Here is a 14,143-nt window from a genome sequence, read left to right as displayed (position 1 = left end):
ACCGATCTCCAAATTCGTCGAACCATGCAACCACTGCGCGATCGCCCGAAAACCCTTCCCGACCACAGTCTCCCGGGAAAACATCTCCACGATCAGCAACACCATCCGCGACTGCAACTCGTGCCGGACACGCACCAGATCCAGAACCTCACTCTTGAGGCCCTCACCGTCCAGCTGCCACGCTTCCCGACTGTCCATGCTCAAAGTTTAATCGAACATACTTTCGATAACCAGGGACATAACGGACAACTTCAGAAAAGCGCACGACTCGAGACTTGTTGAAGTACATCAACATTCAGCTATCCGTCAAACACGACGCGATAGAGGACGTATCCCGCGAAACTCACAATCGCAACAACGCACAGCACAAGCAGGATGTCGAAAAAGATGACCACGCTTCACCCCAATCAGTTCGACCCACCGGCAACTTCTCCGTGCGGAGAAATTCTCCAAGTGGAGAAGAGGCTAGCACGGTATCTTCTCTGCGTGGAGAAATCGACGCGAGAAGCGCTTCTGGACGCTGGGCTCGAACTACTGGGCCGGGTTGGGTTTCGCGCTTGGTCGATGAGAGGCGTCGAGGACGAAGCCGGCGTGCCACACGGCAGCGCACGGCACTACTTCGCAAACCAACGTGGACTGATAGTCGAAGTGGTGCGACATCTTCTGAACGGTGATCTTCCTCGCCCGGGCGAGACACCGAAGCAACAGGTGGCCCGATGGCTGGGACCCGAGTCCGGTCGCACTCGTGCTCGCTACGAACTGATCATCGCGTCATTCCACGATCCCGACCTCGCAGTGGAACTGGTGCGTGGTCGGGATCGATTTGTTGCCATCTTGATCGAACGCGGCATGACCTCGTCCGATGCAGCGGAATTGGTCGCAGCACTGGACGGGCTCGTTCTGGACGCACTGCTGCGCAGGCAGGCGCCGGAAACCCTGGATCCAGAGCGAACCTTCAAGAAGTTCGGGGCGAAGTTCCCCTAGCCGTCCAGCTCCGCGAAGAGCTCCATCCACTGCTCTTCGGCGGCTTCCTTGTCGGCGATGACCTGCTTGAGTTCTGCGCCGAGCTTCTGCAGCTTGTCCGGGTCGGTGGCCGCGTCGGCCAGTGATGCGTGCAGCTTCTTCTCACGATCGTCGAACTTCGCGATGGACCGCTCGAGCTTCGAAAGCTCCTTGCGCGCAGCGCGATCCGCGGCACCGTCGCGAACCTGCTTGCTCTTCGACGCACCACTCGCGGTCGAGGCAACTGACGGGTTGTCGCCATCCCCCATCGCGGCGCGTCGACGCAGGTAGTCCTCGATACCGCCGGGCAGGTTGGTGAGCTTGCGATCACCGAAGAGCGCCCAGGTGGTGTCACAGATTCGCTCGATCAGGTACCGGTCGTGCGAGATCACAACCATGGTGCCTGCCCAGCCGTCGAGCAGATCCTCGAGTTGCTGAAGCGTGTCGATGTCGAGATCGTTGGTGGGCTCGTCGAGAAGTAAGACGTTGGGCTCGGCCATGAGAACACGCGTCAACTGCAGACGCCGGCGCTCACCACCGGACAGGTCACCGACGGGTGTGCGCTGGCGCGCCGGTGTGAAGCCCAGCCGCTCAGCGAGCTGACCAGCCGATACTTCCTTGTCACCCAGGGTGATTCGCTCGGCTACATCCTTGACCGCGTCGAGTACGCGCATGTCGGTCGGAAGATCGTCGAGTTCCTGCTTGAGCCAACCGATGTGGACGGTCTGTCCCTGAATGCGCTTTCCGGCTGCGGGCTCGAGTTCGCCGGCCAGCGTCCGCAGTAGCGTCGTCTTGCCCGAGCCGTTGACGCCGACCAGGCCGACACGCTCGCCCGGCGCCAGACGCCAGGTCAGATCCTCGACGAGTACGCGGCCGTCCGGGGTTTCCAGACGCGCGTCTTCGAGTTCGATGACGACCTTGCCGAGCCGACGCTGCGCGAACGACGCGAGCGCCACCGCGTCACGAGGTGCCGGAACGTCGGCGATCAAGGCCTCTGCTGCTTCGATGCGGTACTTCGGCTTGGACGTACGGGCAGGAGCGCCGCGGCGCAGCCACGCCAGTTCCTTGCGCGCAAGGTTGCGGCGACGCTCTTCGGAAGCGTCGGCCTGACGGGAACGCTCGGCACGGGCGAACACCCAGTCGTTGTAGCCACCCTCGTAGCTTTCGACGCCGCCACCGACAACCTCCCAGGTACGGGTGGCGACGGTGTCGAGGAACCAGCGATCGTGGGTCACGACGACAAGCGCACTGCGACGTGAGACGAGGTGCTCGGCCAACCACTGAACACCTTCGACGTCGAGGTGGTTGGTGGGCTCGTCGAGCACCAACAGATCGAGGTCCTGAACAAGTGCTGCAGCCAGCGCGACGCGGCGGCGCTCGCCGCCGGACAGTCCGTCGACCTTGGCGTCCAATGCAGACCGTTCGCCGCCGGCGCCCAGGTTGTCGATGCCGATACCCGAGAGCACTGAACGGATGCGCGCATCGCCGGCCCACTCGTGCTGAGCTACTCCGAGCGGCCCCAAGACCACTTCACCGACCGTGGAGCCGGGAGGCAGTACACCGCGCTGCGTCACGACGGCCATCCGCAATCCGCCGACGCGGCTCACTCGTCCCGAATCCGGCTGCTCCACACCCGCGAGGACCTCGAGCATCGTTGTCTTGCCGCCACCGTTGAGACCGACGACGCCAATGCGCTCGCCTTCCTCGACGCCCAGGGAGACCCCGTCGAGCAACGGCTTGACGCCGAAAGACTTCGACACGTTTTCCAGATTGATCAGATTCGCCATCAGTGCTGTCCCTTTGCCGCATTGTCGAGTATTCGTGCTCCGGGAACAGGTCCGCTCGCCACGCGAACGGTGCGGCACACCCCCGCTCCCGCAAGTTCTGCGCTCACTTCCACCGCGGACTGTGCGTCGGCGCAGAGAAACGCGCATGTCGGTCCGGAGCCGGAGACGATGCCGGCCAAAGCTCCGGCTTCGACGCCCGCTCGCAGCGTCCGTCGTAGGTCCGGGTTGAGTGAGAGTGCTGCCGCCTGCAGATCGTTGCCGAGGAGCGGCGCAAGCAGATGAGCGTCACCGGTGGTGAGCGCCTGAATCAACGCATCGGCGCTGCCCAGCCGTTTCGGGGAACCTTCGGCCCGCAGCTTGTCCAGTTCGCGGAACACGACCGGTGTGCTCAAGCCGCCCTTGGCCAGCGCCAGCACCCAGTGGAAGGTGTGGCGGGTCAAGACAGGCACAAGTTGTTCGCCGCGGCCGGTTCCGAGGGCGGTGCCACCGTGCAGGGAGAACGGAACGTCGCTCCCGAGGCGTGCCGCGAAAGCGTCGAGATCAGGTCGTGAGAAGTCGAGCTTCCACAACGAGTTGAGCGCAACCAACGCGGCGGCCGCGTCGGCGCTCCCGCCGGCCATTCCGCCTGCGACGGGAATGCCTTTCTCGATGACGATCTCGACGTTCGGGGTCACGCCACCCTCGACCGCGAGCATCTCGGCGGCACGCCACACGAGATTGGTGCGATCGGTAGGCACGGCCGCGGCGTCGTCGCCGATAACCCGCACGGTCAGGGTGTCCGCAGGCGCCACCGTGACGGTGTCTGCCAGCGACAATGCCTGAAACACCGTCGTCAGTTCGTGATAGCCGTCGTCGCGCAGGTCCCCGACGGCAAGGTGGAGATTCACCTTGGACGGGGCCCGGACGACTACGGGGCGAGGAACGACGGAGAGCACAAGGAACAACAATAGGCGCTGCGAACACCTGGGCGAAAACCTGCGACCGCCGCACCCCGTCCGACGGCCAGCACACCCACGCTATTTCACCGCGCGCACACCTACGCCCAGACCGACAACCGCAACGCCCACAGCGGCCACGATTCCTGCCAGAACGCTGCCCGACGCGAAGTCACCGGCAAACAGTGCCCGCTCGGCATCTACGACATAGCCCAGCGGATTGACGTTCACGAGGACCTTCATCCAACCTGGCGCATCATCGAGTGGAAGCATGGTTCCGGACAGGATCAGGAGCGGGAACATCAGCGTCTGCTGAACGACCCAGAACATCCAATCCTGCTCCCGCACAGCCAGAGCGAGAGCGTACGAGAGTGCACCGAGTCCGACGCCGAACACTCCGAGCAGGACGATCCCGAGCGCGGCGCCCGCTGCGTTGACGTCCAACCCGAGCGGAAGTGCAACCAGAATGATCAAAATCGCCTGCGCGGCAAGCGGAACCATCTCCTTGCACGCTCGCCCGATCAACAAGGACGAGCGTCTGAGCGGAGTCACCAACATTCGCTCGTGCGATCCCTGCTGCATCTCCATCAGGAGGTTGGACCCGGTCATCGTCGTTCCGAAGATCGCGATCATCACCAACACACCGGGAATGAACCAATTCCATACGCCGTCACCGGTACCCGGGACCCCTTTGAGCAAAGGCCCGAACAACGCCAACAGGATCAGCGGCTGAATCAGGCTGAAGATGACGCTGACCGGGTCGCGCAACATCGGTCGCAGTTCACGACCCATCACGATTGCGCTGTCTCGAACGATGTTGCCGTGCACGGTACGTGGGGTATCGAGTGTGATTGTCATGGCAGATTCCTGTTCTTCGAAGTACTTTGTCGTGGTTTCAGGAAGCGACCGCGGCGGCGCTCTCGCGCAGGCTGCGACCGGTGAGGGTGAGGAAGACATCGTCGAGAGTCGGCCTGGTGATGTCGGCGGTGAGAGCGCGGGCACCTCGGGCATCCGCTTCACGCAGCAATACCGGCAGCGTCGAATCACCCTCGCCGGCACGGATACTCACCGCGCTTGCGTCGACAGTGACTTCCCGGACTGTGACAAGTTGCTCTGCCACCGACGCTGCGACGCTTGCCGCCTCGGCGCTGTCGAAGGTGAGCAGAAGATGATCTCCCGCAAGATCCGCCTTGAGTGCGGCAGCGGTGTTGTCCGCGATGACAGTGCCCTCGTCGATGACGATGACCCGCTCTGCCATCGAATCCGCTTCTTCGAGGTAATGCGTGGTCAGCACGATCGTCGTGCCCATCTCGCGCCGCAAGCGGAGGATGTGGTCCCAGAGGTTGGCCCGACTCTGCGGGTCCATTCCCGTGGTCGGCTCGTCGAGGAACAGAAGAGGTGGGCGATGGACCAGACCCAGAGCGATATCGAGCCGCCTGCGCTGCCCGCCCGACAGAGTGCTGACCTTCCGAGTGCCCAGATCGGTGAGTTCGAGATCACCCAGCAACTCGTCGGCCCGGACCTGCGAATCGGCCTTGGACATTCCGTAGCACAACCCCTGCGTCACCAACTCGTCGCGAACCCGCTGGTTGTGGCCGGCGCCGTTCCCCTGTCCGACGTATCCAAGGCTCGAGCGCACCTCGTTTCGTGCCGCGGAGATGTCGAATCCTGCGATTCGCGCGCTGCCGGAGGTGGGCTCGAGCAAGGTGGTCAGCATTCGCAACGTCGTCGATTTTCCGGCACCGTTCGGCCCCAGCAAGGCGACCAACTCGCCCTCCGCTACGTCGAGCGTGACTCCCTTGACTGCTTCCACGAGCTTCTTGCCCTGAGCGAAGTGCTTGGTGAGCGCCTTCGTCTCGATCATCGGTCTGCTCATGATGTGGCCCCAATTTCTGCTCGACTGGTCGGATATGGACCAACCTAAATTCAATTGAGGACTCATACGGTCCTAAATGTTTGGCAGACTTCTTGCCATGAAGGAGACATCGGCTCGCCTACTGCGGTTGCTGTCACTGCTCCAGACGCGTCGAGACTGGTCCGGTGCCGAACTCGCAGACAAACTCGCGATTACCCCGCGCACGGTTCGACGTGACGTGGACCGCCTCCGCGATCTCGGTTACCCCGTCGACGCAACGGTCGGCGTCGGCGGCGGATATCGCCTGGGTGCCGGCGCGGAGATGCCCCCGCTACAGCTCGATGACGAGGAAGTGCTCGCGGTGGCGCTCTCCTTGCAGTCCGGAGCGACCGGCTCCGTGGTCGGCATCGGCGAGGCCTCGATGCGCGCGCTGGCGAAACTGCGTCAGATCATGCCGTCGAGGCTGCGGCACCGTCTGGAGTCACTGTCGATCGACGTCGTGCCACGCGAACCGGCAGCCAGCGCGGTCGATGCGTCGGTCCTGTCCGCCATCGCGTCCGTGTGCCACAACCACGAACGCTTGAGATTCGACTACAGCACACACGACGGCACACAGAGCCGGCGCGACGTGGAACCGTATCGGCTCGTACGGTCGGGTATTCGGTGGTACCTGGTGGCCTGGGATCTCGCTCGCGAAGACTGGCGGTCATTTCGCGTCGACAGGATGGAACCCAAGATCCCCACCGGTCCGCGGTTCACGCCTCGGGAACTACCTGCGGGCGGTGCAGCAGACTTCGTTTCCCGCGGTGTCGCTCGGGCCTATTCCTCCACGCGCGCAACAGTTCTACTGCACGCACCCATCGAGCAGGTGGCACCCATGGTCAGCGAACAGTGGGGATCAGTGGAGTCCACCGACGAAGGGCGTTGCGTCATAGTGCTTTCGGGCACCTCCCTACGGTCGATCGCACACTGGCTCAGGGCTTTCGACGTCGATTTCACCGTCGTCAATCCACCTGAACTCCGCGAAGAATGCCGGACCATCGCGGCGGAAACGGCGGTCGCCACTCAGCGGTATCTCGATGCGTGACAGCGCTTTTCACCCAAACGCAACAAGACCCCAACTCCGAAGAGTTGGGGTCTTGTCAGTACGTCATGCGTCGGTTGCCCGACTTACAAGGACGTCTTAGACGATGGTAACGCCGGTGGCCTGCGGGCCCTTGTTGCCCTGACCGATCTCGAACGCCACGCGCTGGTTCTCCTCGAGAGTGCGGAAGCCGCCACTCTGGATCTCGGAGTAGTGAACGAAGACGTCAGCACTGCCGTCTTCGGGAGCGATGAAGCCGAACCCCTTCTCGGAGTTGAACCACTTCACGATGCCCTCTGCCATGTAAATCTCCTCTAACACAGTGTCAACAGGCAGTCGCTTCGACCGCCCGGGTCACTTACTACGACCGTTCTGAGACAAATCCGTGGAGGATGTCCAAACGCTCGCAACCTAACCATTTGCGAGCGTGGAAACACAAACACAAACACTTACGACCAACACAAGTAGACCACACATCCGCCGTGTTGTCTTCCCTGAGGCCTTCATCACTGACCAACCCGTTGACAGGCATACCCCCTGGGGGTACCTTCGATGGCAGGGCGATACCTACACCGGGTATCCGTAAAATGAGTTTTCCACAACCGAAGGGATCTGCGATGACCACCGCCGAATACACCGTTTCCGGAATGACCTGCGGACACTGCGTCGGATCCGTCAAGGAAGAGATCGGCAACATCGCGGGCGTAACCGCGGTGGATGTCGAATTGGCGAGCGGACGCGTCGTTGTCACCAGCGACGCTCCCGTCTCCGCAGCCGACGTCGTCGCAGCAGTCGACGAAGCCGGCTACGCAGTCGTACCAAGGTGAGTCAGCTGTGCGCACCTCGACAACACTTGCCGCCTACGCCGTAGGGTTGGTCGCCGTCTTCGGCGCCGCCCTCGGTGTGGGGGCCGCAATCGGAAGCCCGATAGACATGTCCACTACCCAGCACAGCACCCACGAATCAACCACCGAATCGATGCCAGGCATGGATTCGGCAACACCCGCAGGGCTCGAAGTCTCCTCCGGCGGTTACACACTCACCGAAGTGACCGCACCCGATCGAGCTGGGGAGCCGGGAACCTTGACCTTCCGGATTCTCGACAGCAACAACGAGCCCGTCGTCGATTTCGACCTTCTGCACGAGAAGAAGCTCCACCTCATCGTCGTCAGAAACGACACCAGCGAGTTCCGCCACGTGCATCCTTCGCTCGCCGCAGACGGCACCTGGTCGATCGACTGGACCTGGCCTGTCGCCGGTACCTACCGAGTCTTCGCGGACTTCGACCCCACCGACGGCACCCAACTGACACTCGGCCGAAACTTCGACGTGGCAGGCGAATTCGCTCCTGCTCCGCTGCCGGCGAAGAGTGCGACCGCAACTGTCGACGGATACACCGTGACTCTCGACGGTGATCTGACCACTGCCGGCGGCCCGATCACGCTGAGCGTTGCTCGCGACGGAGCCCCGGTCACCGATCTCGATCCGTACCTCGGTGCCTACGGTCACCTTGTCGCTCTGCGCACCGGCGACCTCGCCTACCTGCACGTTCACCCCGAGGGTGAGCCGGGCGACGGCGTCACTGCTCCCGGTCCGGACATTTCCTTCCATGCACAGGCGCCGAGCGAAGGAACGTATCGCCTCTTCCTCGACTTCCAACACGAAGGAGTGGTTCGCACCGCCGAATTCACGGTTGATGCAGGCACTTCCGCAGCTTCAGTTCCAGACAATCACGAGGGAGGGCACTGATGACGTCACCGACTGCGGTCGACAATGCTGCCAACTCGAGTAGCGTCGAACTCGCGATCACCGGAATGACGTGCGCTTCCTGCGCGTCACGAATCGAGAAGAAGCTCAACAAGATCGACGGCGTCACAGCCACCGTCAACTACGCGACGGAAAAGGCCAAGGTCACTTTCCCGGACGGGGTACCCGTCGAAGATTTGGTCACTGCCGTCGAGAATGCCGGCTACGCCGCCGCGCTCCCCAAGCCGCCGAGCGCGCCCGACACCGTCGACCCGGACGCGGAAACCCCGCAGGATCGCGATCTGCGCGAGCTTCGCACCCGCCTGATCATCTCGACTCTGCTCTCAGTACCGGTCATCGCGATGGCGATGGTTCCTGCGCTGCAGTTCGACAACTGGCAGTGGCTCTCCCTCACGCTGGCCGCGCCGGTCATCGTGTGGGCGGCCCTTCCCTTCCACCGTGCCGCCTGGGTGAACCTGCGTCACGGCGCCGCCACGATGGACACGCTCATCTCCCTGGGCACCATCTCGGCATTCGTCTGGTCGCTCTACGCACTGTTCTTCGGCACCGCGGGCGAAGCGGGGATGAAGCACGCGTTCAGACTGACGGTCGACCGGATGGACGGCAGCGCCAACATCTACCTCGAAGTTGCCGCGGGCGTCATCACCTTCGTGCTGGCCGGACGCTACTTCGAGCACAAGTCCAAGCGCACGTCCGGCGCCGCACTACGCGCACTCATGGAGCTCGGTGCGAAAGACGTCGCGGTATTGCGCAACGGCGTCGAAGTACGAATCCCCGCCGAAGAACTGGCAGCGGGCGACTCCTTCATCGTCCGGCCTGGCGAGAAGATCGCCACCGACGGCATCATCACCGAGGGCCGCTCAGCCGTCGACATGAGCATGTTGACGGGTGAATCCGTGCCTGAGGAAGTCGGTGTCGGGGACACTGTCGTCGGCGCCACCGTCAACGTCGGTGGAGCCTTGACCGTCGAGGCAAGCCGGGTCGGGAGCGACACCCAACTCGCCCAGATGGCGGCACTGGTCGAAGACGCCCAGAACGGCAAGGCCGAAGTTCAGCGCCTCGCCGATCGGATCGCCGGTATCTTCGTGCCGGTCGTCATCGCGATTGCCGTTGCGACACTGGGCTACTGGCTCGGTACCGGTAACCCTATCGAGATGGCCTTCACCGCTGCGGTCGCCGTGCTGATCATCGCGTGCCCCTGTGCCCTCGGATTGGCAACGCCCACAGCCCTGTTGGTGGGCACGGGTCGCGGAGCTCAGATGGGAATCCTCATCAAGGGACCCGAGGTGCTCGAATCGACGCGCGCAGTCGACACCGTCGTGCTCGACAAGACGGGAACCGTCACTACCGGTCAGACGACATTGCTGGACACCGTGGTGGGCGAAGGAACAACCGTCGACGAGGTCCTTCGACTGGCGGGCGCACTCGAACATCGCTCCGAGCACCCCATCGCCGCAGCGATCGCGAAGGGTGCGACCGAAGCCGTGGGCGAATTGCCTACGGTCGAGGATTTCGTGAACGTCGCCGGGCGCGGCGTACAGGGAATGGTCGACGGTCACGCCGTCGTCGCCGGCCGAGACGCGCTGCTCGCCGACTGGTCGATGCCGTTGCCGGAAAATCTCCGCGAGGCGAAGGCTGCAGCAGAGAAGGCCGGGCGCACCGCAATCGCGGTGGGTTGGGACGGCAAGGCACGCGGCATCCTCGTGATCGCGGACGCGGTCAAGGACACGAGCGCCGAAGCGATCGCGCAGTTGAAGGCACTCGGCCTCGAACCGGTTCTGCTGACCGGTGACAACGCCACTGTCGCCCGCACTGTCGCGGATCAGGTCGGAATCAGCACCGTGTTCGCCGAGGTCATGCCGGCCGACAAGGTCGACGCCGTCAAGAAACTGCAGGCGGAAGGACGCGTCGTGGCCATGGTCGGCGACGGCGTGAACGACGCGGCAGCCCTGGCTCAGGCCGATCTCGGCCTGGCGATGGGCACGGGTACCGACGTTGCGATCGAGGCCAGCGACATCACTCTGGTGCGCGGTGACCTGCGGTCGGCAGCCGATGCAATTCGACTGTCCCGCAAGACGCTCAAGACCATCAAGGGCAACCTGTTCTGGGCATTCGCCTACAACACGGCAGCGATCCCGCTGGCTGCGGCCGGCCTGCTCAACCCGATGCTCGCCGGTGCCGCAATGGCATTCAGCAGTGTGTTCGTGGTGAGCAACAGCCTGAGGTTGCGGCGGTTCAAATAGCAGGGGGCAAGCCCCCTGTGCGCGGTTAGGGAGTCCCTGCACTGCTTAACCGCGCACGGGGCTATTCGCCTCCAGCCAGCCGAACGAACGCTGCTGCGTCGAGCATCTCGCCACGCGTCTGTGGCTCGATGCCCGCAGCGAGGAGCCGTCGTTCGGCTTCGGCCGGCGAACCTGCCCAACCACTGAGCGCGGCACGCAAAGTCTTGCGGCGCTGCGCGAATGCGGCGTCGATAGCCGCAAAGACCTGCTTGCGGTGCTTCTCGTCCATCGGCCACGGCGGCTCCGCGTACCGATCGATACGAACCAGTCCTGATTCGACCTTCGGCACCGGCCAGAACACGTTGCGTCCGACGGCACCGGCGCGGCGAACCTCGCCGAAGAAGTTGGCCTTGACGCTGGGAACGCCGTAGATCTTGCTTCCCGGATCAGCCGCCAGGCGGTCGGCAACCTCGGCTTGCACCATCACGAGTGCGGTCCGCAGACTCGGAAGCGACGCGAACAGGTGCAACAGCACCGGCACCGCGACGTTGTACGGCAGGTTCGCGACAAGCGCGGTCGGCTCGCCGGGAATCTGCGAAGGCAACACCCGCATCGCGTCGGCTTCGACGACGGTCAGGCGATCGGCCAGTTCCGGCGCTCGCTCGGCCACCGTCTTGGGGAGGCGGGCCGCGAGGTTGGGATCGATCTCGACCGCGATGACCCGATCGACCACGTCCATCAGCGCCATCGTCAGCGAACCGAGACCGGGCCCTACTTCGAGGACGACGTCGTCACGAGTGACGCCTGCGGTGGTGACGATGCGTCGCACGGTATTGGCGTCGTGAACGAAGTTCTGCCCCAACTGTTTCGTGGGTCGGACACCGAATTCCTCGGCAAGAGCGCGCACCTCGACCGGACCGAGCAGGGCTGCCTGCCCGCGCGGAGTAGCGATGGGTTCGTTCGATTGTTCGGCGTCTGACACCAGTAGAACTTATCCCAGTCCGAGGCGACCCGAGCACGACGGCCATGCGCCCCAGCCCTGAGTACGCTGCGTCTGGGTCGCAATCGCGATCTGCTCTTCACGGGTGGCGAGGTCGGCGCGGGCCGCATATTTCAACCCGCCCTGTCGTTCCCAGGTGTTCTGATCGAACTGCACGCCGCCGTAGAAACCGTTGCCGGTGTTGATAGCCCAGTTACCGGTTGCCTCGCACTGTGCGAGCGCATCCCACGTCGAACCGTTCTCCACGGGCGGCACCTCGGTGCCCGGCTTCGTTCCGACACGCACGACCTTCGGCTGAGCCGGTGTGGTGATCGTCTCCGCCACCTGCGTGCGTCCGGCCTCGACACCGTTGACGAGATTGACGGCGAACGTCACGTCGCGCACGCCGGGAACGCCCGGGTTCTCGACGGTCGTACGGCTCTGGTTCATCGTCGGATCCTCGATGCGCTGATCCGGCGGATCGAGCGGCAAGGTCTCGGTCTTGTTCTCGGTGCGGTTACGCGTCACCGTGACCTCGAGGCCCTCGGTCAGCGGAGCATCTGCGGCGGGAACAACCGTGTCCGACTGCTCGAGCGGCGTTCCGTTTGCGGTGAGGAACTCCCCTACCGTCGGAGCCGCGATACGCACGTCTGCTGCCGCGTTTGCGCCGTCGACCAGTTTTGCGACAACCGGTGTCAGCACGTCCAGCGCGGCGCCGTCGAGCGGAAGACGCTGCGAGCGCGAAGCCGACACGTGCACATCCGCCGCGACGTCCAACTGCTTCAACGCGTCGTCGACGGTCAAAGCGGTGGTCCAGAGCTTCTGCGGCTGACCGTCGACCGTCAGCGTGATCTCTCGCGCGCGACGGAGCACCACGGTGTCGCCGTCGGACAGTGAAGCGTCGGCCGCGGGAGCAACTGCGTCCTTGTCGCCGATCGGGTAACCCGCATCCTCGAGAGCGCCGTCGACGTTGGTCGACATGGTGCTCAGGCGAATCTGCTCACCGTCGACGTCGAGGGTGATCGTCTTGTGCCGGACTACAGCGAGAACACCACCCACGAGGACGGTCAGCAGGAGCGCGGCGATCGCCGAGTACAACAACGGCGACCTGGTCGAGTTGATCTTGGCGAACGGTGACATGGGTTCCTGAGTTCTGTGTGGAGTGAGGGCGGGTCAGCGCAGGCCCAATTTGCTGGTGCAGGACGGCCACGCACCCCAACCCTGACCGGCGCGGACCTTCTCGCCGATCGCGATCTGCTGTTCACGTGATGCGAGGTCGGCGCGAGCCGCGTACTGACCGCCGCCGAATGCCTCCCAGGTGCTCTGGGTGAACTGAAGTCCGCCGTAGAAGCCGTTTCCGGTGTTGATGGCCCAGTTTCCGGTCGCTTCGCACTGAGCAATGGAGTCCCACGTCGACGCGTTGGACACGGCGGGTGTGGAAGTCTGCTTGGTGCCGACCTTCACTACTGCTGCGACCGGTTCCTTGATCACGGTCGCGGAAAGTTCGGTTCGTCCGGCCTCGACGCCGTTGACGGTCTTGACCTCGACTGTGGCCGTGCGCTCGCCCGCAACACCCGGGTTCTCGACGACGGTCTTGTCCTTCTCGAGCTCGGGATCTTCGACCTTGTTCTCGGGCGGCGCGATCGGCTGCGTCTCGACGCGAGTGTCCGTGCGGTCGCGGGTGACCTGGATGGTCAAGCCGTTGGTGACAGGTGTGTCAGCGGTGGGAACAACCGAGTCGGCCTGCTCGAGTGGCGCATTCTTCGCCGCGAGAAGATCACCGACGGTCACAGCGGCGAGCTTGATCTCCGACGCGGGAGCGCCGCCGTCGCTGACGCTGACGGTCTTCGGGCTGACGACGTCGAGTTCGGTCCGTTCGAGGGGCAGACGATGCGAGCGCGAAGCCGAAACTGCGAAGTCGTCGGAAACATCTACTTGCTTCAAGGCCTCATCGACCGTCAATGCGGTGGTCCAGATGGTGGTCGGCTGACCGTCGACGGTCAGCGCCAACTCACGGGCACGGCGCAGTACGACAGTATCGCCGTCGGACAGGGAGGAATCGGCGCTGGGAGCGAGAGCGTCCTTGGGATCGGCCGGGTATCCGGCGTCCTCGAGAGCTGTCCCGACGCTGCTCGACATCGTGGACAGCGAGATCATGTCGCCGTCGACATCAAGGGTGATCGTCTTGTGCCGAACTACGGCGAGCGCACCCCCGACGATGAGCGTCAGAAGCAACGCACCCACCACTGAGTAGAGAAGTGGTGACTTCGTGGAGTTGATCTTGGCAAAAGGCGACACAGGAAATCCCAAGGCAGACGACGTTCGATCACAATACGGTAACGACCGAGCGTTGTATCGGCAACCAAATCACAACGAAATGCGACTTTTGTCACGGAACGGCAACGGCGTGTCGTGTGTTCTGCACTTTCCGGCTCCGATACCCGTGTATCGATTCAGCTCTGGGCGCAGTATGTTCTCGTCTGGTTCAAAGCAGTCCGGCGATCCCGGGCGC

Annotated in this window: 13 protein-coding genes and 1 pseudogene; 5 read left to right on the top strand and 9 right to left on the bottom strand. The window is 63.6% G+C overall.

All coding sequences use genetic code 11. From position 1 onward, the window contains the following. A pseudogene (locus ACFWEM_RS08465) lies at positions 1 to 198 on the bottom strand (HNH endonuclease); the annotation flags it as partial. A gap of 288 nt (positions 199 to 486) precedes the next feature. Here ACFWEM_RS08465 and ACFWEM_RS08460 point away from each other — a divergent pair. Then, entirely contained in the window at positions 487 to 984 is a 498-nt protein-coding gene (locus ACFWEM_RS08460; protein ID WP_378532685.1) for a TetR/AcrR family transcriptional regulator, read from the top strand. Here the strand turns inward: ACFWEM_RS08460 and ACFWEM_RS08455 are convergent. From ACFWEM_RS08455 to ACFWEM_RS08440, 4 genes are all read right to left on the bottom strand, one after another. After that, positions 981 to 2,789: an ABC-F family ATP-binding cassette domain-containing protein gene (locus ACFWEM_RS08455; protein WP_003946255.1), complete on the bottom strand. Its 1,809-nt coding sequence runs from the start codon at positions 2,787 to 2,789 to the stop codon at positions 981 to 983. The genes ACFWEM_RS08460 and ACFWEM_RS08455 overlap by 4 nt on opposite strands. Continuing rightward, complete coding sequence (locus ACFWEM_RS08450; RefSeq protein WP_378532683.1) at positions 2,789 to 3,724, bottom strand: 4-(cytidine 5'-diphospho)-2-C-methyl-D-erythritol kinase; 936 nt, start codon at positions 3,722 to 3,724, stop codon at positions 2,789 to 2,791. The genes ACFWEM_RS08455 and ACFWEM_RS08450 overlap by 1 nt, the downstream gene beginning before the upstream one ends. Before the next feature lie 81 nt (positions 3,725 to 3,805). Further along, positions 3,806 to 4,582, bottom strand: coding sequence for an ABC transporter permease (locus ACFWEM_RS08445; RefSeq protein WP_378446454.1), 777 nt, complete (start codon positions 4,580 to 4,582; stop codon positions 3,806 to 3,808). 37 nt (positions 4,583 to 4,619) lie between these two features. Continuing rightward, the gene (locus ACFWEM_RS08440) at positions 4,620 to 5,600 is read right to left on the bottom strand and encodes an ABC transporter ATP-binding protein (protein ID WP_378532681.1); all 981 of its coding nucleotides are present in this window, start codon (positions 5,598 to 5,600) and stop codon (positions 4,620 to 4,622) included. Between the two features lie 97 nt (positions 5,601 to 5,697). Here ACFWEM_RS08440 and ACFWEM_RS08435 point away from each other — a divergent pair, with 97 nt between their 5' ends. Next, a complete protein-coding gene (locus tag ACFWEM_RS08435) occupies positions 5,698 to 6,666 on the top strand; it encodes a helix-turn-helix transcriptional regulator (protein ID WP_378532679.1) in 969 nt (322 codons plus the stop codon). A 96-nt stretch (positions 6,667 to 6,762) separates the two neighbouring features. On the opposite strand, the gene ACFWEM_RS08430 is transcribed toward ACFWEM_RS08435, so the two are convergent. Further along, positions 6,763 to 6,966, bottom strand: a complete 204-nt coding sequence (locus tag ACFWEM_RS08430; RefSeq protein WP_003946232.1) for a cold-shock protein — start codon at positions 6,964 to 6,966, stop codon at positions 6,763 to 6,765. Positions 6,967 to 7,280: 314 nt separating this feature from the next. Between ACFWEM_RS08430 and ACFWEM_RS08425 the strand changes: the two genes are divergently transcribed. The 3 genes from ACFWEM_RS08425 to ACFWEM_RS08415 are packed head-to-tail and all read left to right on the top strand — an operon-like array spanning position 7,281 to position 10,673. After that, positions 7,281 to 7,490: a heavy-metal-associated domain-containing protein gene (locus ACFWEM_RS08425; RefSeq protein WP_378532678.1), complete on the top strand. Its 210-nt coding sequence runs from the start codon at positions 7,281 to 7,283 to the stop codon at positions 7,488 to 7,490. Positions 7,491 to 7,497: 7 nt separating this feature from the next. Next, entirely contained in the window at positions 7,498 to 8,412 is a 915-nt protein-coding gene (locus tag ACFWEM_RS08420) for a hypothetical protein (protein ID WP_378532676.1), read from the top strand. Next, positions 8,412 to 10,673, top strand: a complete 2,262-nt coding sequence (locus ACFWEM_RS08415) for a heavy metal translocating P-type ATPase (protein ID WP_378532674.1) — start codon at positions 8,412 to 8,414, stop codon at positions 10,671 to 10,673. The genes ACFWEM_RS08420 and ACFWEM_RS08415 overlap by 1 nt, the downstream gene beginning before the upstream one ends. Before the next feature lie 61 nt (positions 10,674 to 10,734). Here the strand turns inward: ACFWEM_RS08415 and rsmA are convergent, their stop codons facing one another. Genes rsmA through ACFWEM_RS08400 form a run of 3 tightly spaced genes read right to left on the bottom strand, consistent with a single transcriptional unit; the run spans position 10,735 to position 13,929 of the window. After that, positions 10,735 to 11,634, bottom strand: a complete 900-nt coding sequence (gene rsmA, locus ACFWEM_RS08410; RefSeq protein ID WP_003946263.1) for a 16S rRNA (adenine(1518)-N(6)/adenine(1519)-N(6))-dimethyltransferase RsmA — start codon at positions 11,632 to 11,634, stop codon at positions 10,735 to 10,737. Between the two features lie 9 nt (positions 11,635 to 11,643). After that, positions 11,644 to 12,771, bottom strand: coding sequence for a transglycosylase family protein (locus ACFWEM_RS08405; protein WP_378532672.1), 1,128 nt, complete (start codon positions 12,769 to 12,771; stop codon positions 11,644 to 11,646). 33 nt (positions 12,772 to 12,804) lie between these two features. After that, complete coding sequence (locus ACFWEM_RS08400) at positions 12,805 to 13,929, bottom strand: transglycosylase family protein (protein ID WP_378532788.1); 1,125 nt, start codon at positions 13,927 to 13,929, stop codon at positions 12,805 to 12,807. Positions 13,930 to 14,143 lie beyond the last annotated feature (214 nt).

Origin of the sequence: Rhodococcus sp. NPDC060176, from assembly GCF_042728675.1 — a bacterium.
Taxonomy (GTDB): Bacteria; Actinomycetota; Actinomycetes; order Mycobacteriales; family Mycobacteriaceae; genus Rhodococcus_F.
Note: the sequence above shows the minus strand (reverse complement) of the source record. Positions and strands in the feature narration are given on the sequence as shown.

What these genes read in the sequence shown, in the direction of transcription:
- ACFWEM_RS08415 (WP_378532674.1), top strand. Translation starts at nt 8,412, where the DNA reads ATGACGTCACCGACTGCGGTCGACAATGCTGCCAACTCGAGTAGCGTC.
- ACFWEM_RS08435 (WP_378532679.1), top strand. Translation starts at nt 5,698, where the DNA reads ATGAAGGAGACATCGGCTCGCCTACTGCGGTTGCTGTCACTGCTCCAG.
- ACFWEM_RS08455 (WP_003946255.1), bottom strand. Translation starts at nt 2,789, where the DNA reads ATGGCGAATCTGATCAATCTGGAAAACGTGTCGAAGTCTTTCGGCGTC.
- ACFWEM_RS08425 (WP_378532678.1), top strand. Translation starts at nt 7,281, where the DNA reads ATGACCACCGCCGAATACACCGTTTCCGGAATGACCTGCGGACACTGC.
- ACFWEM_RS08430 (WP_003946232.1), bottom strand. Translation starts at nt 6,966, where the DNA reads ATGGCAGAGGGCATCGTGAAGTGGTTCAACTCCGAGAAGGGGTTCGGC.
- ACFWEM_RS08405 (WP_378532672.1), bottom strand. Translation starts at nt 12,771, where the DNA reads ATGTCACCGTTCGCCAAGATCAACTCGACCAGGTCGCCGTTGTTGTAC.
- ACFWEM_RS08440 (WP_378532681.1), bottom strand. Translation starts at nt 5,600, where the DNA reads ATGAGCAGACCGATGATCGAGACGAAGGCGCTCACCAAGCACTTCGCT.
- ACFWEM_RS08445 (WP_378446454.1), bottom strand. Translation starts at nt 4,582, where the DNA reads ATGACAATCACACTCGATACCCCACGTACCGTGCACGGCAACATCGTT.